Below are 21,896 nucleotides of genomic sequence, written 5' to 3'. Positions count from 1 at the left end.
GTCAGCCCTCGGCGACGAAGCGGTCGGCGGCGTCGCGCAGAGCGCGCGCGATGCCCGGCTCCGACGCGGCGTGTCCGGCGTCGGGAACCATCACGAACTCGGCCTCCGGCCACGCCCGGTGCAGGTCCCACGCCGTCATCGGCGGAGTGCACACGTCGTAACGCCCCTGCACGATCACGGCGGGGATGCCGCGGATCGCGTCGACGTTGGCGATGAGCTGCCCCTCGTCGAAGAAGCCGCGGTGCAGGAAGTAATGGTTCTCGATGCGCGCGAACGCGGTCGCCGCCCGCGGATCGGTCATCGCCTGCACGAGGTCGTCGTCCGGGAGCAGGGTGAGGGTGGATGCCTCCCACGTCGTCCACGCGACGGCAGCCGGCACGTGCACGGCCGGATCGGGGTCGACCAGGCGGCGGTGGTACGCCTCGATCATGCGCCCGCGTTCGAGCACCGGGATCGGACCGAGGAACTTCTCCCACCGATCGGGGAAGATCGCCGACGCACCGCCCTCGTAAAACCACTCGAGCTCGTGGGCGCGGAGCGTGAAGATCCCCCGCAGAACGATCTCGGACACCGCGTCGGGATGGGTCTCGGCGTAGGCGAGGGCGAGGGCGCTCCCCCAGGACCCGCCGAAGACCATCCAGGTCTCGATACCGAGATTGCGCCGGAGCAGCTCCAGGTCGGCGACCAGGTGCCACGTCGTGTTGTGGCGCAGGTCGCCCTCCACATCGGCCGCGTGCGGCGTCGAACGGCCACATCCGCGCTGGTCGAGCAGGATGATGCGATAGCGCTCGGGATCGAAGAAGCGGCGGTGCCACGACGACGTGCCGGCGCCGGGACCACCGTGCAAGAACACGACCGGCTTGCCCTCGGGGTTTCCGCACTGCTCGTAGTAGAGGCGATTGCCCTCGCCCGCGATCAGTTCGCCGGTCGCGTACGGCTCGATCTCGGGATAGAGGATGTCGTCGAGGTGTTCGTTCATGGCCGATCCCCTCCCCTCGGCGAGCGCGACGGGGACCCCCGCGGGTGCCTCTTCGCCCCGACGACCGGGGCTTTTGTCGAACGCCATGCGCACACGCTAGCGCCTGCGGGGCCGCGAGACGCGCATTACCGCGGTGCGGCGAGACGATCACGGCGCGAATAGGCTCGCAGCATGCACGTGTCGCGCACGAAAGCGTCCGCTCCTGGACGGCGCCGGTGAGCGGCGTGGAGATCCTCGTCATCGCGGTCGGCGCGATCGTGGTGATCGCCGCCGCGACGACCGTGGCCCCCAAGGTGCGCATCGCCGGCCCCCTCATCCTCGTCGCCATCGGACTGGGCGTGAGCATGCTGCCGTTCGTGCCGCTGGTCGAGGTGGACCCCGAGATCATCCTCGTCGGCGTGCTCCCGCCGCTGCTGTACTCGGCCGCGGTCTCCCTGCCGGCCATCGAGTTCCGTCGCGATCTGCGGCCGATCGCCGGCCTGTCGGTGCTGCTCGTCCTCATCAGCTCGTTCGTGCTGGCCCTGTTCTTCCTGTGGGCTCTGCCCGGGCTCGGGTTCCCCCTCGCTCTCGCGCTCGGCGCCATCCTCAGCCCCACCGACGCGGTCGCCACCGCGATCGCCAAGCGACTGGGGATCTCACGACGCGTCGTGACGCTGCTGGAAGGCGAGAGCCTGCTCAACGACGCCACCTCGCTGGTGCTCCTGCGCACCGCGATCGCCGCGGTCGGCGTCGGCTCCCTCCACTTCGGGGAGTTCGCGCTGTCCTTCCTCTGGGGCGTGGTCGTCGCGGTCGTCATCGGCGGCCTCATCGGGTGGGTGAACCTGCGCGTGCGGTCGTTCATCTCGCACTCAGCGGCGAACACCGCGGTCGGGTTCACGGTCCCGTTCCTCGCCTACCTCCCCACCGAGGAGCTTGGCGGTTCGGGCCTGGTCGCCGCCGTCGTGGCCGGCATCGTCACCGGTCAGGGGGCCGCCCGCCGCTTCACGCCGGAACAGCGCCTGTCCGACGAGCTGAACTGGCGCACGGTCGAGCTGATGCTCGAGGGGGCCGTCTTCCTGCTCATGGGGCTGGAGCTGAAGGACGTGCTCCTCGACAACGCCGGTGACGGACTGGGCACGGCCGCCACGCTCGCCGCCGTCGCCCTGGCGATCGTGCTGGCCGTGCGCGCGGTGTACGTCGCGCTTCTCGTGGGTCTGCAGAGCTCGCGCGCGCGGCGGATCCAGCGCGCACGTCTGGACGCGCTCACCGCACGGATCGACCTCCTTCATCCTGCCGACCCGCCGCCGGAAGCCGAGGTCTCGCCGCGACACCGCTCGCGCGTGGCCCAGGCCCGCGCGAGGATCGGCCGCGCCTACGCCGACCTGGACTACTACGCCGCCTCTCCGCTCGGGTGGAAGCACGGCACGGTCATCGTCTGGGCGGGCATGCGCGGTGTGGTCACGCTGGCGGCCGCGCAGACGCTCCCCCGCGACGCCGACGAACGCTCGCTCGTGGTGCTGGTCGCCTTCCTCGTCGCCGTCGGGAGCCTCATGCTGCAGGGCCTCACCCTTCCCAGCGTCGTGAAGCTGCTGCGCATGCCCCGTGTCGACGAACAGGTGACCCGATCGGAGCAGGATGCGCTCGACGACGAGCTGCGCGAGGCCGCGGCCGACGCGGTGTCCGGCGCCCGCGTGAAGCGCCGCGACGGCACGCCGTTCGACGACTCCTTCCTCGCCGAGATGGGACCGCGCATGGCGCAGCCGCCCGATGATGGCGGCGCTCCGCGCCTGGCTGACCGGCTCGAACTGCGCCTGGCCGTCATTCACGTGATGCGCCGGCGCCTGGAGCAGATGTCGCACTCGGGACGCTTCAGCACCGCAGCGCTCCGCCACGCGCTCGCCGAACTCGACGCCGATCAGCTGAGCCTGGAACTCCGCCTGGACGACGAAGACTGAGAACGGTGCGCGAAATCGCGGCGTATCGGCGAGAATGGATGTCGACGCCGCGCATCTTCGCGACGTCGCGAAGGAGCAGGCCATGAGCGAGATCGCCGACGCGTCGACGACCGGACTGTCGCGCCCCCCGCACCGCGAATCCGCGGTGAACGGGACCGACACGGCACCGCTGCACCTGCCGCACACGGCCGCGGAGTGTCCGAAGTGCTTCACCGAGCTGCAGCAGGATCGTCACTGGTGGCAGGCGCGGCCGATCGGCTCGAAGCTCGTCGGGCTCGTCATCTCCCGCGAGGACATGCCCTCCGTCGTGGAGCAGCGCGAGGAGCTGACCCGCTTCGGCGTGCCGATCGAAGGTTTCCGGCATCCGGCGCCCGAGACGCTCGAGAGCTGGGAGCAGCGTCTCGTGCGCCTGTTCGGCACGCTCACCCGCGGCGACGTGCTCGTCGTCGCGAACGTGCACGCCCTCGGCCGCGACATCGACGAGGAGACCCGCACCGTCGCCGAGCTCCATCGCCGCGGTGTGGTCGTGAAGGTGCTGAGCCACGGCGGTCACCACCTTTTCGCGCCCGGACGCTGATCCCGCGGAGGCGCTACCTGCCGACATAGGTGCGCAGGTGCTGTGCGGTGAGCGTGTCCGATGACGCGACCAGGTCGGCCGGGGTCCCCTCGAACACGATCTGACCGCCGTCGTGCCCGGCGCCCGGGCCGAGGTCGATGATCCAGTCGGCGTGAGCCATCACCGCCTGGTGGTGCTCGATCACCACGACGGTGTTCCCCGCCTCCACCAGGCGGTCCAGCAGCGCGAGCATGGTGTCGACATCGACGAGATGCAGCCCGGTCGTGGGCTCGTCGAGCACGTAGACGGCTCCCTTCTTCGCCATCGAGATCGCCAGCTTGAGCCGTTGCCGCTCGCCCCCGGACAGCGTGTTCAGGGCCTGCCCGAGGGTCAGGTAGCCCAGGCCCACGTCGACCATGCGCGCGAGGGTGGTGTGGGCGGCGCCCGTGGGGAAGAACGTGGCGGCCTCGGCCGCCGACATCGACAGCACCTCGTGGATGTTCTTGCCGTCGAGGGTGTAGGCGAGCACCTCGTCGCTGAAGCCGCTGCCCTCGCACAGGTCGCACCGCGTCTCGACGCTCTGCGTGAATCCGAGGTTGGTGATGATCACCCCGAGACCCTTGCAGGCGATGCAGGCGCCGGCGGAGTTCGCGCTGAACAGCGACGGCTTCACCCCGTTCGCCTTCGCGAAGGCGGATCGGACCGTGTCGAGGATGCCGGTGTAGGTGGCCGGACTGCTGCGGCGCGACCCCTTGATCGGCGTCTGGTCGACCACGACCACGTCGTCGAACGCGGGCAGGTTGCCGTGGATCAGAGACGACTTGCCCGACCCCGCGACGCCGGTGACGACGGTGAGCACGCCGAGCGGGATGTCGACGTCGACCCCTCGGAGGTTGTGCTGGGTCGCCCCGCGGATCTCGAGGGCGCCTCGGTGGGGTCGCGACGTGCTCTTGAGGGCGACGCGATGATCCAGATGGCGGCCGGTGAGGGTGTCCGATTCCCGAAGGCCGGCAACATCTCCGGTGTACTGCACCTCGCCGCCTGCTCGCCCGGCGCGGGGGCCGAGATCGACGACGTGGTCGGCGATCTCGATGACCTCCGGCTTGTGCTCGACCACCAGAACGGTGTTCCCCTTGTCGCGCAGCCGGCGCAGCAGCCGATTCGTACGGGCGATGTCGTGCGGGTGCAGTCCGGCCGTCGGCTCGTCGAAGACATAGGTGATGTCCGTGAGCGAGGAGCCGAGGTGGCGGATCATCTTCGTGCGCTGCGCCTCCCCGCCCGACAGCGTTCCCGACGACCGGTCGAGCGAGAGGTAGCCGAGGCCGATGTCGACGAACGAGTCGACCGTCTGACGCAGCGAGGACAGCAGCGGCGCGACGGCGGGATCGTCGATCGTCCGCAGCCAGGCGGCGAGGTCGGTGATCTGCATCGCCGCCGCCTCGGCGATGTTGACGTCGCCGATCCGTGACGACCGCGCCCCCTCGTTCAGACGGGTGCCGCCGCAGGCCGCGCAGGCGCTGAACTTCACGGCGCGCTCGACGAACGCGCGCACGTGCGGCTGCAGCGCATCGCGGTCCTTCTGCAGCATCGACTTGGTGATCTTGGGCACGAGCCCCTCGTAGGTGAGGTTGATGCCGCCGACCTTGACCTTCGTCGGCTCCTTGTAGAGGAAGTCGTGCCGTTCGGTCTCGGTGTAGTCCTGGATGGGCGTGGCCGGGTCGACGAAGCCGGACTCGGTGAAGGCCTTCACCATCCATCCGTCGACGGTGTATCCGGGAACGGTGATCGCGCCGTCCTGCAGGGACTTGGTGCGGTCGAACAGTTCGTCGAGGTCGATGTCGCTGACCTCACCCAGCCCCTCGCAGTCCGGGCACATCCCGCCGGTGATCTCGAACGAGCGGCGTTCCTTCTTGCCCTTGTCCTTGCCGACCTGCACGGTGACCGCCCCCGCGCCGGAGACCGAAGGGACGTTGAAGGAGAACGCCTGCGGCGAGCCGACGTGCGGGGTGCCGAGACGGCTGAACAGCAGACGGAGCATCGCGTGCACGTCGGTGGCCGTGCCGACGGTCGACCGGGAGTTCGACCCCATGCGCTCCTGGTCGACGATGATCGCGGGGCTGACGTTCTCGAGCGCGTCGACCTCGGGGCGACTGAGCTGTCCCATGAACTGCTGGACGAACGTCGGGTAGGTCTCGTTGATGAGTCGCTGCGACTCGTTCGCGATCGTCGCGAAGACCAGGGAGGACTTGCCCGAGCCGCTCACGCCGGTGAACACCGTCAGACGTCGCTTGGGGATCTCGACCGAGACGTTCTTGAGGTTGTTCTCCCTCGCTCCGACGACGCGGATCACGTCGTGGGAGTCGGCGATGTGCGGTGTGGCGTCGACCTCGGACATGCGGGCTCCTCCCGGTACCCCCTCAGTGTGGCGCATGCGGCCGACACGGCGCGTCGCGGATCACGCCGCCAGGAAGCATCCCTCGACGTGGTCGTCGACCATGCCGGCCGACTGCATCAGCGCGTACATCGTGGTCGGGCCCACGAAGCGGAAGCCCCGACGCCGCAGCTCGCGGCTGAGCGCGTCGGACGCCGGCGTGGTCGCCGGCACCTCGGCGAAGGTCCGCGGGCGAGGTCCCGGAGGCGGCGCGAACGACCACATCAGGGAATCGAACTCTCCCTCGGCCATGTCGCGGACGATCGCCGCGTTCGCGATCGTCGCGAGGATCTTCGCGCGGTTCCGGATGATGCCGGGGTCGGCCATCAGGCGTTCGACGTCGTCGCCGTCGAACGCCGCCACCGCGACCGGGTCGAAGCCGGCGAAGACCTCGCGGAAGCGCGGCCGCTTGCGCAGGATGGTGATCCACGACAGGCCCGCCTGGAACCCCTCGAGGCTCATCTTCTCGAAGAGCGGGCGGTCACCGCGCAGCGGCCGGCCCCACTCCTCGTCGTGATAGCGACGGTACTCGGGATCGTCGCCGATCCACCCGCACCGCACGATGCCGTCTTCACCGGTACGCACACTCTCCGCCACGCCCCCAGTATCGCCTCGGGGTACGACAGCGCCGGGCTACTTCTTGTTCTTCTTCTGCAGCGACTTCTCGGAGACGGGGGCGGTACCGGATGCGCGCTCGGCGGCGAAGTGAGCGGCGGCGGCATCCTGTCGCTCCTGCTCGGCGCCCGAGGCGATAGGGGCCCGCACGTGCTCGGGGGCGAACCCGAACGCGTCGACGAGATCCTGCGCATGCGGACGCAGGCGCGCGCTCAACCGGTCGATGTAGCGCGAGACGGCGCTCGCGCGCTGCGCGGACAGGCGGCCGTTGATGAGATACCACGCGAGGTGGCGCTCGATCAGCGACAGTCCGAAGAGGTCGCGCAGCCACGTGAGCACCTGCTTCGTGCCCGCATCGGCGGTCTTGTTCACCGCGTCGGTGAACGCCTCCCACTGCAGCAGCTCGCCGTGCGCGCGGGCAGCCTCGATCAGCTGCGACTGGTTCTCGTTGAACAGCGCCGCAGCCTCGTCGGCCGGCAGCTTCGATGCCGGGCGCAGCCGGCCGGCGATGTCGGCGATCATCTGCTGCACGCGGTCGGTGAGCAGCTCCTGCTGGTGGTCGCCCCGCAGCCCGAGCTCCACCGAGCGGGCGGTGGAGCCGAAGTCGGTGACCGCCTGTCCGAGCTGGCGGAGTCCGGCGCCGTGGAACACCTTGCCCGCGGTCTGGCCCACGGCGAAGCGGGCGAGCGTGGCGGCATCGGCACCCTTGAACTGCTTGGCGAAATCGCCGAGCAGGCGCTTGCCGACCAGCTGCAGGAGCACGTTGTTGTCACCTTCGAAGGTGACGTAGACGTCGAGGTCGCGGTGCAGGTCGACCATGCGGTTCTCGGCGAGGAACCCCTGGCCGCCGCACGCCTCCCGGCTCTCCTGGATGGTGTCCAGCGCGTTCCACGTCGACAGGGGCTTCAGGGCGGCGGCGAGGGTCTCGAGGTCTTCGCGCTCGTCGGGGGTGTCGGTGCGACCCGAGAAGACGCCGTCGAATTTCCTCAGCAGCTCGTCGTGCGAGAAGAACTGGGCGTAGACCTGCGCCAGGCGCGGCAGCAGCCGGCGCTGGTGCTTGGCGTAATCGAGCAGCACGACCTCGTCGGTTCCGGCGCCGGAGTCGAATTGACGCCGCTGGTTGGCGTAGGTGATCGCGATGCTCAGCGCCAGGGCGGTCGCGGTCGTGGCGGCACCGTCGAGGGACACGCGGCCCTGGACCAGGGCGCCGAGCATCGTGAAGAAGCGACGACCGGGGCTGTCGATGTCGGACGTGTAGCTGCCGTCGGGAGCGACATCGCCGTAGCGGTTGAGCAGGTTCTCGCGCGGCACGCGCACGTTGTCGAAGTGCAGCCGGCCGTTGTCGATGCCGTTGAGCCCGCCCTTGACGCCGTCGTCCTCTCCGCCGATGCCGGGGAGGAATGCGCCCTCGTCGTCGCGCAGCGGAACGAAGAAGCAGTGCACGCCGTAGTTCACGCCGCCGGTGATCAGCTGGGCGAAGACGGTGGCGGCCTTGCCGTGCAGCGCGGCGTTGCCGAGGTAGTCCTTCCACGCCCCGCGGAACGGCGTGTGGATGACGAACTCCTCGGTCTCGGGATCGTAGGTCGCGGTGGTGCCGATGGCGGCGACGTCGGAGCCGTGGCCGGTCTCGGTCATCGCGAACGCGCCGGGCAGATCGAGGCTGATGATGTCGCGAAGCCACAGATCGTGGTGCTTCTTGGTGCCCAGCTGGTAGACCGCGGAGCCGAACAGGCCCCACTGCACGCCGGACTTGATCTGCAGGCTCGGGTCGGCGAGCACGAGCTCTTCGAACCCGGCGAGGTTCGCACCGTTGTCTTCGAGGCCGCCGTACTCGGTGGGGAAGGCACGGCGCGAGCCGTCGTTGTCGACGAGGAGGTGCAGCTGCTCCAGCACGCGTGCGCGGTGCTCCGCCATGGACTGACCCGGCTCCTGCCAGAACACCGGGTCCTTGATCAGCTCGCGCACCTCCCGGCGGGTCTCGCGCCACGTGCCCAGCAGCGCGTTCGTGACGGCCGGCACGTCGATCCGTGCCTCGTGGGCTTCGTCCGCGGTGTGCGGCGCGGTCGGCGCACCGCCCTCGGGTGTGCGCTTGTCTTCTGCGGGCGTGGACGAACGGACAGCAACGTCTGCCATGACATCACCTTTCGGCGTCGGAGGGGTGGCGCCCGCATCGGATGCGGACACCATTGACAGTAGGTGTCCCACAATCATGCGGCAAACCCCTTGCAGCATCCACACAACGACACCGCCCGAGGTCACCCGTGACGATTGTGCGCGCCCCACACCTCCGCGATCCTGCGACCCGGGCGGTCAGCTCTCAGCCGCGACGACCAGCGCGATCGAGAGTCCGTGGCCGAACCGGAACAGGGGATCGACGGTGTCGAAGGGCACGTCGGGGCGGGAGCGTTCGACGGCCGCCATCGAGCGCGGCAGATCGAACGGCAGTCGCCCCTGGGGTTCGGCGACTCCCGTCAGCACGTCGAACAGCGCCGCGCCGCTCGCACCCCAGTTGGCGGTGAGGGCGGCGACATCCTCGACGATCGGCGTGAGGATCGCGGGGCGGTCGAGGAGCACATCCACCACCGTCGGCACCGCCTGCGCGACCTCGCGGACGTGGGCGATGACGTCGTCGGGGAAGGCGAGGGAGCCGGCGTGGAAGAAGTTCTCGAAGGTCGACCCGCGCTCCTCGAACGGCGCGCGGAGGCGAAGCACCGCCACGTCGGCCTCGGCGGGCGTGGCGACCACGGTGCCGTAGCGCGCGGCGATCTCCGGGTCGACGCCCTCGACGTACAGGCGGCGGCCGGTGGGCAGCGGCAGCACACCGCTGTCGGCGAGCAGCGTGATCGCCGCGCGCTGGGCGGCTTCCCCGGCCGCGCGGAAGTCGGCCCGGCCGACGATCTCGTCTGCGGCGGCGACGTCGACGAAGGGCTGCTCGAACAGGCCGAGCTCGAACTTCTCACGCAGGATGCGGCGCGCGGAGACATCCAGCCGCTCCTCGGCGACCTCGCCCGCGGCGACGAGCTCGACGAGCAGCGCCGTGCACGTCTCGCCGCCGAACTGGTCGACCCCGGCATCCAGCACCCTCATCATCCGCTCCGACGGCGTGAGGTGCTCGACGCCCCACGCGCGAGCCGGGAACGGGGTGCCGAGGATCTCGGCGTCGGTGATGAGACCCCAGTCGGTGCACACCAGGCCGTCGAAGCCGTACCGCTCACGGAGCAGGCCGGTGATGACCGACCGGTTGAAACCGAAGCCGACCTCCTCGTGCTCCGTGCCGACCGGCATGCCGTAGTACGGCATGACCTGGCGCGTGCCCGCCTGGAAGGCGTCCTCGAACGGCTTCAGGTGGTGTTCGAACATGCCGCCGGGGTAGATCTGCTCGCGGCCGTAGGCGAAGTGCGGATCCTCGCCGTCCTTCTGCGGTCCGCCGCCGGGGAAGTGCTTGGTCATCGTCGAGACGGAGCCGACCCCGAAGGCCTCCCCCTGGAAGCCGCGGATGTAGGCGGCGCCCATGCGGCCGGCGAGATCGGCGTCCTCACCGAACGTCGCGGTCTGCCGAGCCCAGCGCGGTTCGGTCGCGAGATCGACCTGCGGATGCAGAGCGACCCGCAAGCCGACGGCCGTGTACTCCTGCCGCGCGATGTCGGCGAACCGTTCGACCAGCTCCTCGTCGCCGATCGCGGCGAGCCCCATCGTCTCGGGCCACTGCGAGAAGGGCCCCGCCATGATCGCCGCACCCGGGTTGTCGCTGAAGGAGTGGCGCGGGTCGGTAGACAGCGTCACCGGGATGCCGAGTCGAGTCGATGCGGCGAGTTCCTGGAGTGCGTTGTGCCACTCGGCCATCTGCCGACCCGTCGGCGCGGCGCCGAGCAGGTTGAAGTGAGACATGTGCCGTCCGGCCACCAGCTCTCGCGGTGCCGGCAGACCGAACGCGGGGTTGTCCTCGTCGAGGTCGCCGATGGCGATCATCGTGTGGAAGAAGAGTCCTGCCTTCTTGGCCACGGTCATCGCCGACAGGAGCAGCTCGACGCGCTCCTCGACGGACAGGTCGGCGTTCAGCCACGGGCGTTCGGTCTCGGCAGCCACGGTCACCACTCCTTCGTGCGGGTCTCGCACCAGGATAAACCGAACATCACTCGATATTCACGGTCACCCCTCGGCGGCGACGACCTCGAGCACGGCCTCGCCATAGGCGTCGCGCTTGGTCGCGCCGATGCCGGTGATGCCGTCGAGGTCGGCCATGCTGCCCGGGCGGTGCTCGGCGAGCGCCCGCAGCGTCGCATCGTTGAACACCACGTAGGCCGGCTTGCCGATCTCGCGCGCCACGCCCGCGCGCCACGCCCGCAACGCTTCGAAGAGGCCGCGGTCGCCGTCGGCGAGCGCGTCGGACGCAGCGGAGGTGCGCCGCCGCGACCCGCCGCCCGATGCGCCGCGACCGAGCACATCCCGCCGTAGTGGCACCGGAGCCTCGCCGCGCAGCACCGCGGCGGCCGGGTCACCCAGCGCGAGGGTGCCGTACTCGCCCTGCGCCACGAGGATGCCGCGCGCGAGCAGCTGGCGCACGACGCTGCGCCAGTCCTGATCGCTGAGGTCGTCTCCGATGCCGTACGTGGCGAGCCGGTCGTGCCCCTGCTGGCGGATGCGGTCGGTCGACGCGCCGCGCAGGATGTCGATGAGATGCCCCGCCCCGAACGCCTGGCCGCGCTCGCGCTGCAGCCGCACCACGGTCGAGAGGAACTTCTGCGACGCCACCAGTCCGTCCCAGGTCTCCGGCGGCGTGAGGCACGTGTCGCAGTTGCCGCACGGCTGCGACTCCTGGCCGAAGTAGCCGAGCAGATTCTGCCTGCGGCATCCGACCGTCTCGCACAGCGCGAGCATCGCGTCGAGATGCTGTCCGAGTCGCATGCGATAGGTGCGGTCGCCGGGCGACTGGTCGATCATGCGCCGCTGCTGCACGACGTCGCCGAGGCCGTACGCCATCCACACGATCGCGGGGTCGCCGTCGCGGCCGGCGCGTCCGGTCTCCTGGTAGTAGCCCTCGACCGACTTCGGGAGGTCGATGTGGGCGACGAACCTCACATCGGGCTTGTCGATGCCCATGCCGAAGGCGATCGTCGCGACCATGACCACGCCGTCCTCGCGCAGGAAGCGCGACTGATTGGCCGACCGCACCGACGCGTCGAGGCCCGCGTGGTACGGCAGCGCGTCGATCCCCTGGCCGGCGAGGTACGCCGCGGTCTGCTCGACCGACTTGCGGCTGAGGGCGTAGACGATGCCGGCGGCCCCCTCCGGCTGGGAGCGGATGAAGGTCACGAGCTGGCGGCGCGGGTCGACCTTCGGCTCGATGCGGTACTGGATGTTCGGCCGGTCGAAGCTGAAGACGAAGTGACGGGCCTGCGGAAGCCGCAGGCGCTCGGTGAGCTCGCGATGGGTCGCGGGGGTGGCCGTCGCCGTCAGCGCGATGCGCGGAACGCCCGGGAAGCGCTCGTCGAGGTCGCCGAGGGCCAGATAGTCCGGGCGGAAGTCATGGCCCCACTGACTGACGCAGTGCGCCTCGTCGACCGCGATCACGCTGAGGCGGCCGCGCTGCAGGAAGGCCGTCGTCTGCGGCAGCGACAGGCGCTCCGGGGCGATGTAGAGGAGGTCCAGGGCGCCGCGCAGATACGCCTGCTCGACGGCCGACCGCTCGGCCGGGGTCTGCGTGGAGTTCAGGTAGGCCGCAGCCACCCCGTTGGCCACGAGGGCATCCACCTGGTCGTGCATGAGGGCGATGAGGGGCGAGACGACCAGGCCCGTTCCCGGCCGCACGAGCGCGGGCACCTGGTAGCAGACGCTCTTGCCGCCGCCGGTGGGCATCAGCACGACCGCGTCGCCGCCGGCGATCACGTGCGAGACGATGTCGGCCTGTTCACCGCGGAACGCGTCGTAGCCGTAGACCTCGTGCAGCACCGCGGCGGGGTCGGCGCCGACGAAGTCCCGGTGCGCGGATGCCGCGACCGCCGCCTCGGGCTCGGGCGGCGGCATCCACTCCTCCTCCGGCGGCGGCGGGGCGAACTCGTCGTCGGGCGGCGGGGCGAAGGCGTCGGGATCCCATGCGGCGTACGGGTCGGCCTGCGGATCACTCACCCGACCAGGGTAGCCGCGGCATCCGACGTCCGCCGAGGCTGTGGACAGCCGCGGGGGGGGTGCACCCTCCCGCTCGTTCGCAACTCCTCAACCAGGCGTCGGCAACCGGCCGAATCCTTCGATTCGCGGCACCGCGGCGCCGGATCTGAGGAGTTGTGAACGTCGAGCGTTCCGGAGGGCGCGCGGATCAGCCGGGCCAGAGGGAGGCGAGCTTCGCGATGACCGTCGCGTTGCGGTTGGTGCCGACGCCGAGGTGCTTCGCCGCACCGAGCGGATCCACCACGCCGTCTTCGTACCCGGGTTCGAGGAGGGCGTGCGCGACCCGACCGTGAACCACCATCCGGCCCCGGTCGGACGCCGCGGCGGCCACGGCCTCGAGCTGAGCGGTGTCGAGCTCGTCTTTGAGCAGGTAGACGTAGTGACGCGCCAACCCGGGGTTCTCGGCCGACAGCCTCGCCGTCTCGGCCGCGATCGCGGCGAACTCGGCGACGGAGAAGACGATGGCCGGCACCTCGAATCCCCGGTCGGCCAGGAAGGCGCGCTCGAGCTGCTCCTCGATGCGCGGCCGCGAACGCATCCCCGACCCGAAGCGCACGTTGCCGGTGTTGCCGTGCGTGGCGACCTCTTCGAAGCCGCACGACTCGACGGCGGCGCGCAGCGCATCCTTCGGGAACTTCCGCGTCGCCCCGAGGTTCACCGCGCGGAGGAACGCCAGGTACGTCGTCACTCGTCCACTCTGACACTGCGCTCCCCCGGCCCGCGAGCGGGCACACATCGCGGTCACCTGTCACAGGATGTCGCCACCGGCGCTGTTTCCGGCATCCGGTGACAGGCGAACCGAAACGGGGCAAGGCCCGGGCGGGGTGGGACGGCGGGACGGGGCGGAGCGGGGCAAGGCCCGGGCGGGGCGGAGCGGGGCGGGACGGGGCTAGAGGCGGAGGACCTCGTCGACGATCACCACGGCCGAACCCGCCTCCTCGGAGGCGGCGAGGTCGACGTGGGCGCGGATGCGCCAGTCGTGGTGGCCGGCGGGGTCGTCGAGGGTCTGCTCGATGCGCCACACCCCCTCGGCGGGCTGCTCGTCGATCGTCACGAGGCGCGGCGACCGCGCCGAGCCGCCGGTGAGCAGCTCGTCGTGCTCGGCGAAGTAGCGGTCGAGCACATCCGGCCAGCCGACCTCGGGGTCGAGCTCGACCAGATCGTCGTCGCGCTGCAGCGCCGCCAGCTGCACGCGGCGGAAGAGCTCGTTGCGCACCAGCACCACGAACGCGCGACGATTGTCCAGCACCGACGGGGGCGCGGGCGGCACGACGGGCGCCTCCGGATCGGCGGCGGGGTTCACCAGCGCCTCCCACTCGTCGACGAGGCTCGAATCGACCTGTCGCACGAGTTCGCCGAGCCACTCGATGACGTCGAGCAGCGCGTCGGTGCGGGCATCCATCGGCACCGTCTGGGTGATGGCCCGGTAGGCGTCGCTGAGGTAGCGCAGCACGAGACCCTCGCTGCGGCCCAGCTGATAGAGCGAGACGAACTCGCCGAACGACAGCGCGCGCTCGAACATGTCGCGCACGACCGACTTGGGGGCGAGCTCGAAATCGCGCACCCAGGGCTGGCTCGACGCGAACGTCTCGAACGCCTCGCCCAGCAGCTCGGCGAGCGGCTTCGGGTACGTGACCTCCTCGAGCAGCTCCATGCGCTCCTCGTACTCGATCCCCTCGGCCTTCATCGCGCCGACCGCCTCGCCGCGCGCCTTGTACTCCTGCTGCGACAGGATCGCCCGCGGATCGTCGAGCGTCGCCTCGATGACGCTCACGACGTCGAGGGCGTAGTGCCCCGTGCCGGCCGCGCCCGGTGCGTCGTCCGGGTCGAGAAGGCCGATCGCGGCGAGTGCGAAGGGCGACAGGGGCTGGTTGAGGGCGAAGTTCGGCTGCAGATCGACGGTGAGCCGGATGCGCGGTGCGGCGGCATCCTCGCGGTCGACCTGCACGATGCCGGCCGCCACGAGGGTGCGGAAGATCGCGAGGGCGCGCCGCGCGAGAGCGTAGCGACGGGCCGGCGCCTCGTGGTTGTCGAAGACGAGCGAGCGGATGTTCCCGAACACGTCGCCGCCGCGCCCGATCACATTGATGAGCATCGCCGCCGTCAGCTGCAGGTGCGAGGTGAGCGGCTCCGGCTCGGCTTCGACCAGCCTCTCGAAAGACCCGAGGCCCCAGTTGACGACCCCGGTCGGCGCCTTCTTGCGCACGATCTTCTTGCGCTTGGCGGGGTCGTCCCCGGCCTTGCGCAGCGCCGCCTCGTTCTCGATCTCCCAGTCGGGGGCCATCACCACGACGTTGCCGTAGGGGTCGTAGCCCGCGCGCCCCGCGCGCCCGGCGACCTGGTGGAACTCCCGCGCGCTGAGCTGACGCATCTTGGTGCCGTCGAACTTCGCCAGCGCCGTGATGACCACGGTGCGGATCGGCACGTTGATGCCGACGCCGAGCGTGTCGGTGCCGCAGATGACGCGCAGCAGTCCGCGCTGGGCGAGCGTCTCGACCAGGCGTCGGTAACGCGGCAGCATGCCAGCGTGGTGCACGCCGATGCCGGCGCGCACGAGCCGCGACAGGGTCTTGCCGAACCCCGTCGTGAAGCGGAACCCTCCGATGGCGTCGGCGATCGCATCCCGCTGCTCGCGCGTGATGACCTTCACGCTCGACAGCGCCTGCGCACGCTCGACCGCGGCCGCCTGCGAGAAGTGCACGATGTAGATCGGGGCCTCGCGCTCGTCGAGGAGCCTCGTGACGAGCTCGTGGGCGGGGACGCGCTCATAGGAGTGGTGCAGCGGCACCGGCCGCACGGCTCCGGTCACCCGCGCGACCGGGCGCCCGGTGCGCCGCTCCAGGTCGGCGGCGAGGTCGGTGACGTCGCCGAGGGTGGCCGACATGAGAAGGAACTGCGCGCGGGGGAGCAGCAGCAGCGGGATCTGCCACGCCCAGCCGCGGTCGGGATCGCCGTAGTAGTGGAACTCGTCCATCACGACCTGGTCGATGTCGGCGTCCGCGCCCTCGCGCAGCGCGAGGTTCGCGAGGATCTCCGCCGTGCAGCAGATGATCGGCGCGTCGGGGTTGACCGACGAGTCGCCGGTGACCATGCCGACGTTCCCGGCGCCGAAGACCTCCACGAGGGCGAAGAACTTCTCGCTCACGAGCGCCTTGATGGGCGCGGTGTAGAACGTGACGCCCCCGCGCGCGAGGGCGGCCGCGTGCGCGGCGATCGCGACGAGCGACTTGCCCGTGCCGGTGGGGGTCGACAGGATCACGTTCGACCCGGCGGCGAGTTCGATGACCGCCTCGTCCTGCGCCGGGTAGAGGCGGATGCCGCGGGCTTCCGCCCACGAGACGAAGCCGTCGTAGACGGTGTCCTCATCGGCGCCGACGGGAACGAGCTCGAGCAGCGACGACATTCCCCCACTCTGTCACGGGTGGATCTCGACCCTCGCGGAATCGCGTGCACCGGACGTACGTTTGTCCCAGCGACGGAAGGAACCCCCGTGACCGACACCTCCGAGACCCCGCGCATCACCCGAAACGACGCCGCATCCCGCTACGAGATCCACGTGGGCGACGTGCTCGCCGGATTCACCCGCTGGGAGGCCGACGACCGCGGTCGCCTGCAGATGGTTCACACCGAGGTCGACCCCGCGTTCAAGGGACGCGGCCTCGCGTCGATCCTCGTCGCCGACGCGCTCGCGGACATCGCCGCCCGCGACGAGACGATCGTGCCCCGGTGCCCGTTCGTGACCAAGTACCTCGGCGAGAACACCGTCGAGGGGCTGTCGGTCGATTGGCCGCACGGCGCGCCCGGCGCCTGAGACGACCATGACGCGTCTGGACGATGCCGGCGAGGTCGTGGCCGAGAGCGCCGCGGAGTGCGACGGGCCGCGCGCCGTCGTGATGACCTCGCGCGAGGTGCCGCTGGGCGGGGTCCGCGCGATGGCCGTCTTCCGGGCGCTGCCGCAGCGGGAACTGCCACTGGTCGGCGCCTGGTGCTTCCTCGACCGCTTCGGGCCGCAGCGCACGCGGATGCGCGTCGAGCCGCATCCGCACATCGGGCTTCAGACCGTGACGTGGCCGTTCGTCGGAGAGGTGCGCCACCGCGACACCGTCGGCAGCGACGTGATGGTGCGTCGCGGCGCCTTGAACCTCATGACCAGCGGCGCCGGCATCGCCCATTCGGAGTACTCGCACGGCGACGACGCCGTCGACCTCGATGCCCTGCAGCTGTGGGTCGCCCTCCCCGAGTCGCGTCGCCACGGTGCTCCCGCGTTCGAGCGTCACAAGGATCTGCCGACGCTGCCGCTGGCGGCCGAGACCGGAGACGACGGCGAGGCGACGGTCGTGCTCGGACGCCTCGGCGATGTCGCCTCGCCCGCATCCGTCTACACGCCGATCGTCGGCGCCGAACTGCATATCCCCGCCGGGGCGACCGTGCGCATCCCCCTCGAGGCGGCGTGGGAGCACGCGCTCATCGCGGTCGACGGCGACGCGAGCGTGCACGTCTCCCCCGCGCGCATCGACGGTGCCGACACGGTCGCGCTCGACGACAAGCGGATGCTCTACCTCGGCACCCGGCGCGATCACGTGCGCGTCGCCTCTGCGGCGGGGGCGCGGCTGTTCCTCATCGGGGGTGCCCCGTTCGAGGACGAGATCGTCATGTGGTGGAACTTCGTCGGCCGCAGTCATGACGAGATCGTCGAGGCCCGCGATGCGTGGGAGGCCCACGGCGAGCGCTTCGGCGAGGTCGTCGGCCACGGCGACGAGCGCATCCCCGCCCCGCCGCTGCCGAAGGTGCGGCTCACCCGCCGCCGCCGGCGCCTCTGACCTCCGGAGACGACGAAGCGCCCGGACCACGCACGGCCCGGACGCTTCGTCGACAGCGTCAGCGGAGCACGAGGAAGCCGCTCACCCCGACCGAGCGGGCGACGGTGTCGCTGCCGGTGTAGGTGGCGATCACGACCTTGATGCCCTTCTTCTGCTTCGGCAGGTCGAAGCTGACGGCACCGTCGGCGAGCGTGCCGGTCAGCTTCGTGGAACCGACCCACACCTCCACCGTGCCGTCGGCGACCGACCCGTCATCGACCGTGACCTCCACCGTCACGGTGTAGTCGTGCTTCGACGTGCCGATGTAGCGGTTCATCGACACCTCGGTGTCGGAGCCCACCTTCACGAACACCTCGTTGCTGAGCGCGGTGCCCGCGTTGGCGTTACCCTCGGCGCTGGCCGTCACCCGCGCCGACAGCGCCGTGCCGACGTCGTCGCGCGTCACCGTGTAGGTCGTGGATGTCGCCCCCTCGATCGCCGTGCCGTCTCGCAGCCACTGGTACGTCAGCTCGACGTCGGCGGGGTCCCACTCGCCCGGCGTCACCTCGAGGGTGCGTCCGACCTTCGCGGTACCCGTGATCTCGGGCGCCGTGACGGCCTCCGGGGCGGCCGCCCCGGCATCCACCGACACGATCGTGCGCACCTGCGACTCGCCGTACTGCACCACGCCGAGGTACGACGTCTCAGCCTGCAGTCCCGTCCACGACAGTGCGTACGTCGCCTGCTCGCCGCGGGTCACCGGCAGCGGGTTCGGTGTCGCGGTGAGCGAACCCTCGCCCTCCGGAGTGACCAGCGCCTGTGTGAGGTCCCACGTGAGGGGCTGGGTGATCGAGTACATGTTGGCCACGATCAGGTACGTTCCGGCGGTGGGCGCGATGAGGCTGACCTGCTCGTCGGCCGACGCGGTCGCCGAGACGAACTGCTCGTAGTAGCGGGTGTCCTCCCGACTGACCACGCGGTACACGATGAGGTCGAGGTCGCTCCCTGCGTCGTCGGACGAGTCGAGCGTCCACTGGGCGAGGGATGTGCCCTCGGCCACATCCGCGAACCAGAACACGTTGCCGTCGGCGTCGCCGGAGTTCTCGTCTCCGGTGTGGCCCTCGACCGGGTTGGCCGGGTCGGTGAGCAGCTCGACCGGAGCAAGGCCGGACAGGTTCAGCGGCAGCTCGCCGGAGACGCCCGAGTCGATGGTGACCTCGGTGGATCCGGCGATGCCCGTGCCGGAGACCTCGGCGGGGGCATCGGCGGTGACCGGACGCACGGCCAGCGGCGAGCGCGCCGTCGTGCCGTCATCGCCGGTCCACGTCATGAAGCCCGTCGCCCACTGCTCCACCGGAGCGTCAGCGTTGCTGATCGTCACCTCGAACGACTGCTGCTCGCCGGCGGCGCCGAAGGTGAGGCTCGCGGGCGAGACCGACACGTCGACCCCGGGGATCGAGGCCTCGACCGTGTAGGTGCCCGGACGCGTGGCCGTGAGCGTGCGGGTGACCGTCTGCTCCTTGGACAGCGTCCCGATCGCGAGCGACGCGAGATTCAGGTCGCTCGGGTCGATCGGATCGATGCCGCCGAAGTCCCAGTTGCCGGTGCCCTCGACGAAGCCCGCCCAGTCGACCGGGCCGTTCAGGTAGAGCACGCCCGGGTCGAGGAAGTCGGTCGGTTCCACCTGGCCGGCGCCCTGCGCGAAGGGATCGAGGTTAGCCGAGCCGTCGGCGTTCACGGTGTTCGACGCCGTGGTCATCATCGCCGACTTGACCTCGTCGGGTGTCGCACCGGGGTTGGCGGTCAGGTAGAGCGCGGCGAGGCCGGCCACGTGCGGGGCGGCCATCGACGTTCCCGAGAGGATGCCGAAGGTCGGGTCCTCGGTCGCACCGTTCTGGGTGGCGGCGAGGATCGCCACACCGGGGGCCGCGATGTCGGGCTTGATGACGTCGCTGCCGTCGGCGAGCATCGGTCCGCGGCTCGAGAATCCTGCGATCTGCGGCACCGGCGTCTCCTCGCCCGTGGTGTTCTCCCCGATGAGAGTGGCCTCGGCGTCGGGGGTGTTGCGCACGTAGTCCAGCAGCGGCTCCCGCACGGTGTCGGGCAGGTGCACCGTGGGCACGGAATGGAAGTCGTTGTCGAGGGATGCCGGCGTGACGTTCACCAGGATCGATCCGACACCGCCCGCCTCGGCGACCGCCTGCGACTTCTCGACGCGGGCGATGACGCCGCGGTCGCACACCACGATGGCGCCGGCGGCCGCTTCGGGGTCGAGAGAGTCGAGGTAGCACAGCGCCGCGTCGGCGGCGGAGACCCCCTCCGCCGGGATGTCTCCGGCGTAGACGACGGGGGCGGTGAGCGACTCGCCGAAGGGCACCGTCACCGACGCGCCGGCTTCGAGGAAGCCGTTGGGCAGCGAGACCGTGCCCTCCCAGGTCGGGATGGTCGACGCGGCGACCGTCGTGTACCAGGGGGCGGCGTGGTCGGCGGTCGACGCGTCGGGACCGGAGTTTCCGGCGCTCGCCGAGACGAACACCCCGGCGACGGCGGCGTTGAAGAACACCTGGTCGTCGGGTGACCACGTCGTGGTGGCCGCGCCACCTCCGATGGAGTAGTTGATGACGTCGACGCCGTCGTTCACGGCGGTGTCGATCGCGTCGAGCAGGTCGCTCAGCGCACAGATGTCGTCGGTCGTGACCAGCGGGTCGGGCCCGACGTAGCACGCCTTGTACGCCGCGACCTTCGCGGCCGGCGCGACACCCGAGACGGCACCGAAGTCGATGCCCTCGATCGAGGCGTCGACGCCGGCGTTGCCGGCGGCGGTGCTCGCCGTGTGCGACCCGTGGCCGTCGCCGTCGCGCGGCGACAGGTAGTCGGAGCCGAAGTCGAATCCGGCGCTCGCGGCACCGGTGGAGAAGTACTGCGCACCGATGAGTTTCGTGGAGTAGTCCTCGACGCCCCAGTCCTGACCGGTCACCCGCGTGGCGCGGAACTCGTCGCCGTTGGCCTTGGCGAACACGACGTCGTCGCCGTCGAGGTAGGGCTCGTCGCCCGGTGTCGCGCTCAGCGGCTCACCCGCGAACGACGGGTGCTCCGGGGCGATGCCGGTGTCGACGACACCGACCACGACGCCTTCGCCGGCGGCATCCGTTCCCCCGAGCGACTCCCACACGCCACCGGCCCCCTCGAGACCGAGGAACTCCGTCGACGGCACCGCGACGGGGTGGCGGATCTCGTCCGGATACACCCCGACGACGCCCTTGGCACCGGCGACCTTCGCGGCCTCCTGCGGCGACATCTTGGCGCTGAACCCGTTGAGGGTGATCTGGTAGGTCGCTTCGGGGCTGACGCCGGTCTCGGCCGCGACATCCTGCTGCCGCTCCTGCAGGTAGCCGGCGTACTCCTTCACCTCGGCCGACTGCGTGTCGAGCTTCTCGCCGTCTGCGGGCGTGGTGGCGCGCAGTCCCGGCTCGCCCCCGTCATAGGTGGCGACGGGATCCTCTTCGAGCAGCACGATGTAGGTGCCGGTCGGCGAGTCGATCGGGGTGGGCGGACTCACCTCCTCCGATCCGGTCGCGCCGAAGGCGGTCGTGACGGTGGTTCCGGTGAGAAGGGCGGCGACGGTGATGACCGCGGCCGCTCTCAGGGTGTTTCGGCTCATGCAGTGAGCTCCCAACGGGGAAGGGATGGGAAGGACTGCGCGGCATCGTCGGCGCGCAGTGCGCACAAACGTAACTCACAGTTCCCTCCCAGGGAACGGTCGTCGCGTGAGAAACCGATGAGAGGAGAGGTCTACGCTGGGCATGTGTCCCCCCGATCCGGCATCTCGACGAGCGTTCTGCTCACCTGCGCCGCGATCGGCGTCGCGACCGGTGCCGTCTCGGCCGGCGCCGGAGCGGTCAGCGGACTCGTGTCGGCCGCCGTGCCGGTGCTCTACGGACTCGTCCTCGGCGTGCACGTGCTGCCCGGCGTGATCGCCCAGGTGCTGCTGCGGATGCCCTGGGTCGCGCTGATCTCCCACGTGCTCGCCGCCCTCGTCGCGAGCGCGTTCGTGCCGCCATGGATCGGGCGCTACATCGGCACCGCAATCCTCATCGGGGGGCTGCAGGAGCTCATCGCCGCGATCGGGCGGTACCGCCACTGGGAGAGGTGGCGCTACTTCGTCTCGGCCGTCATCGTCGGCGTCGTGCTCGCCGTGCCGATCGCGCTGGTCGCCGACCTCGGCCGTTTCGCCCCGTGGGCCCAGGTGGTCTACATCGCGATGTTCATCGTCGGCCCGGTCGCCTGGACGGCCGTTGCCGTCGCGATCGGCGAGGCCCTCCGCCGCGCCGGCGTCGGCCGCACCGCCCGCCGCCGCTGACGCCCCCTCCCTTCGCTCGCCCCGCGCATCCGCACCCTCACCCCGGGAGGTCGGAGA

14 protein-coding genes are annotated in these 21,896 nt (G+C 70.6%); 5 read left to right on the top strand and 9 right to left on the bottom strand.

The window, feature by feature from the left end; genetic code table 11:
• Position 1 precedes the first annotated feature (1 nt).
• Positions 2 to 979 (bottom strand): prolyl aminopeptidase, encoded by a 978-nt coding sequence (gene pip / locus IM777_RS01455; protein WP_071045149.1) that lies wholly within the window; start codon positions 977 to 979, stop codon positions 2 to 4.
• 215 nt (positions 980 to 1,194) lie between these two features.
• Here pip and IM777_RS01450 point away from each other — a divergent pair, with 215 nt between their 5' ends.
• Positions 1,195 to 2,913: a cation:proton antiporter gene (locus IM777_RS01450; protein ID WP_228480900.1), complete on the top strand. Its 1,719-nt coding sequence runs from the start codon at positions 1,195 to 1,197 to the stop codon at positions 2,911 to 2,913.
• Positions 2,914 to 2,995: 82 nt separating this feature from the next.
• A complete protein-coding gene (locus IM777_RS01445; protein ID WP_143003741.1) occupies positions 2,996 to 3,490 on the top strand; it encodes a recombinase family protein in 495 nt (164 codons plus the stop codon).
• Between the two features lie 13 nt (positions 3,491 to 3,503).
• Here the strand turns inward: IM777_RS01445 and IM777_RS01440 are convergent, their stop codons facing one another.
• From IM777_RS01440 to IM777_RS01410, 7 genes are all read right to left on the bottom strand, one after another.
• Positions 3,504 to 5,864, bottom strand: coding sequence for an ATP-binding cassette domain-containing protein (locus IM777_RS01440; RefSeq protein ID WP_194384349.1), 2,361 nt, complete (start codon positions 5,862 to 5,864; stop codon positions 3,504 to 3,506).
• Positions 5,865 to 5,924: 60 nt separating this feature from the next.
• Positions 5,925 to 6,497: a DNA-3-methyladenine glycosylase I gene (locus IM777_RS01435; RefSeq protein ID WP_071045152.1), complete on the bottom strand. Its 573-nt coding sequence runs from the start codon at positions 6,495 to 6,497 to the stop codon at positions 5,925 to 5,927.
• Positions 6,498 to 6,533: 36 nt separating this feature from the next.
• Positions 6,534 to 8,648, bottom strand: coding sequence for an acyl-CoA dehydrogenase family protein (locus IM777_RS01430; protein ID WP_194384348.1), 2,115 nt, complete (start codon positions 8,646 to 8,648; stop codon positions 6,534 to 6,536).
• Positions 8,649 to 8,825: 177 nt separating this feature from the next.
• Positions 8,826 to 10,601, bottom strand: coding sequence for a glycoside hydrolase family 3 protein (locus IM777_RS01425; RefSeq protein ID WP_228480899.1), 1,776 nt, complete (start codon positions 10,599 to 10,601; stop codon positions 8,826 to 8,828).
• 63 nt (positions 10,602 to 10,664) lie between these two features.
• Complete coding sequence (recQ, locus tag IM777_RS01420; RefSeq protein WP_194384347.1) at positions 10,665 to 12,641, bottom strand: DNA helicase RecQ; 1,977 nt, start codon at positions 12,639 to 12,641, stop codon at positions 10,665 to 10,667.
• A 187-nt stretch (positions 12,642 to 12,828) separates the two neighbouring features.
• Positions 12,829 to 13,368 carry a DUF1697 domain-containing protein gene (locus IM777_RS01415; protein WP_194384346.1) on the bottom strand — a complete coding sequence of 180 codons (540 nt, stop codon included), beginning with the start codon at positions 13,366 to 13,368 and terminating at the stop codon, positions 12,829 to 12,831.
• 201 nt (positions 13,369 to 13,569) lie between these two features.
• Positions 13,570 to 16,083, bottom strand: coding sequence for a DEAD/DEAH box helicase (locus IM777_RS01410; RefSeq protein WP_194384345.1), 2,514 nt, complete (start codon positions 16,081 to 16,083; stop codon positions 13,570 to 13,572).
• Between the two features lie 87 nt (positions 16,084 to 16,170).
• Here IM777_RS01410 and IM777_RS01405 point away from each other — a divergent pair, with 87 nt between their 5' ends.
• Positions 16,171 to 16,491 (top strand): GNAT family N-acetyltransferase, encoded by a 321-nt coding sequence (locus IM777_RS01405; RefSeq protein ID WP_071045834.1) that lies wholly within the window; start codon positions 16,171 to 16,173, stop codon positions 16,489 to 16,491.
• Positions 16,492 to 16,498: 7 nt separating this feature from the next.
• Positions 16,499 to 17,500, top strand: a complete 1,002-nt coding sequence (locus IM777_RS01400; protein WP_194384344.1) for a pirin family protein — start codon at positions 16,499 to 16,501, stop codon at positions 17,498 to 17,500.
• A 58-nt stretch (positions 17,501 to 17,558) separates the two neighbouring features.
• Here IM777_RS01400 and IM777_RS01395 read toward each other — a convergent pair whose 3' ends face one another.
• Positions 17,559 to 21,140: a S8 family serine peptidase gene (locus IM777_RS01395; protein WP_194384343.1), complete on the bottom strand. Its 3,582-nt coding sequence runs from the start codon at positions 21,138 to 21,140 to the stop codon at positions 17,559 to 17,561.
• 144 nt (positions 21,141 to 21,284) lie between these two features.
• On the opposite strand from IM777_RS01395, the gene IM777_RS01390 reads away from it, so the two are divergent.
• Positions 21,285 to 21,839 carry an ECF transporter S component gene (locus tag IM777_RS01390; protein ID WP_071045840.1) on the top strand — a complete coding sequence of 185 codons (555 nt, stop codon included), beginning with the start codon at positions 21,285 to 21,287 and terminating at the stop codon, positions 21,837 to 21,839.
• Positions 21,840 to 21,896: the final 57 nt, after the last annotated feature.

Source organism: Microbacterium luteum, from assembly GCF_015277875.1.
GTDB lineage: Bacteria > Actinomycetota > Actinomycetes > Actinomycetales > Microbacteriaceae > Microbacterium > Microbacterium luteum.
The sequence above is the reverse complement of the archived record's forward strand: the minus strand, read 5'-3'. Positions and strand labels throughout refer to the sequence as shown.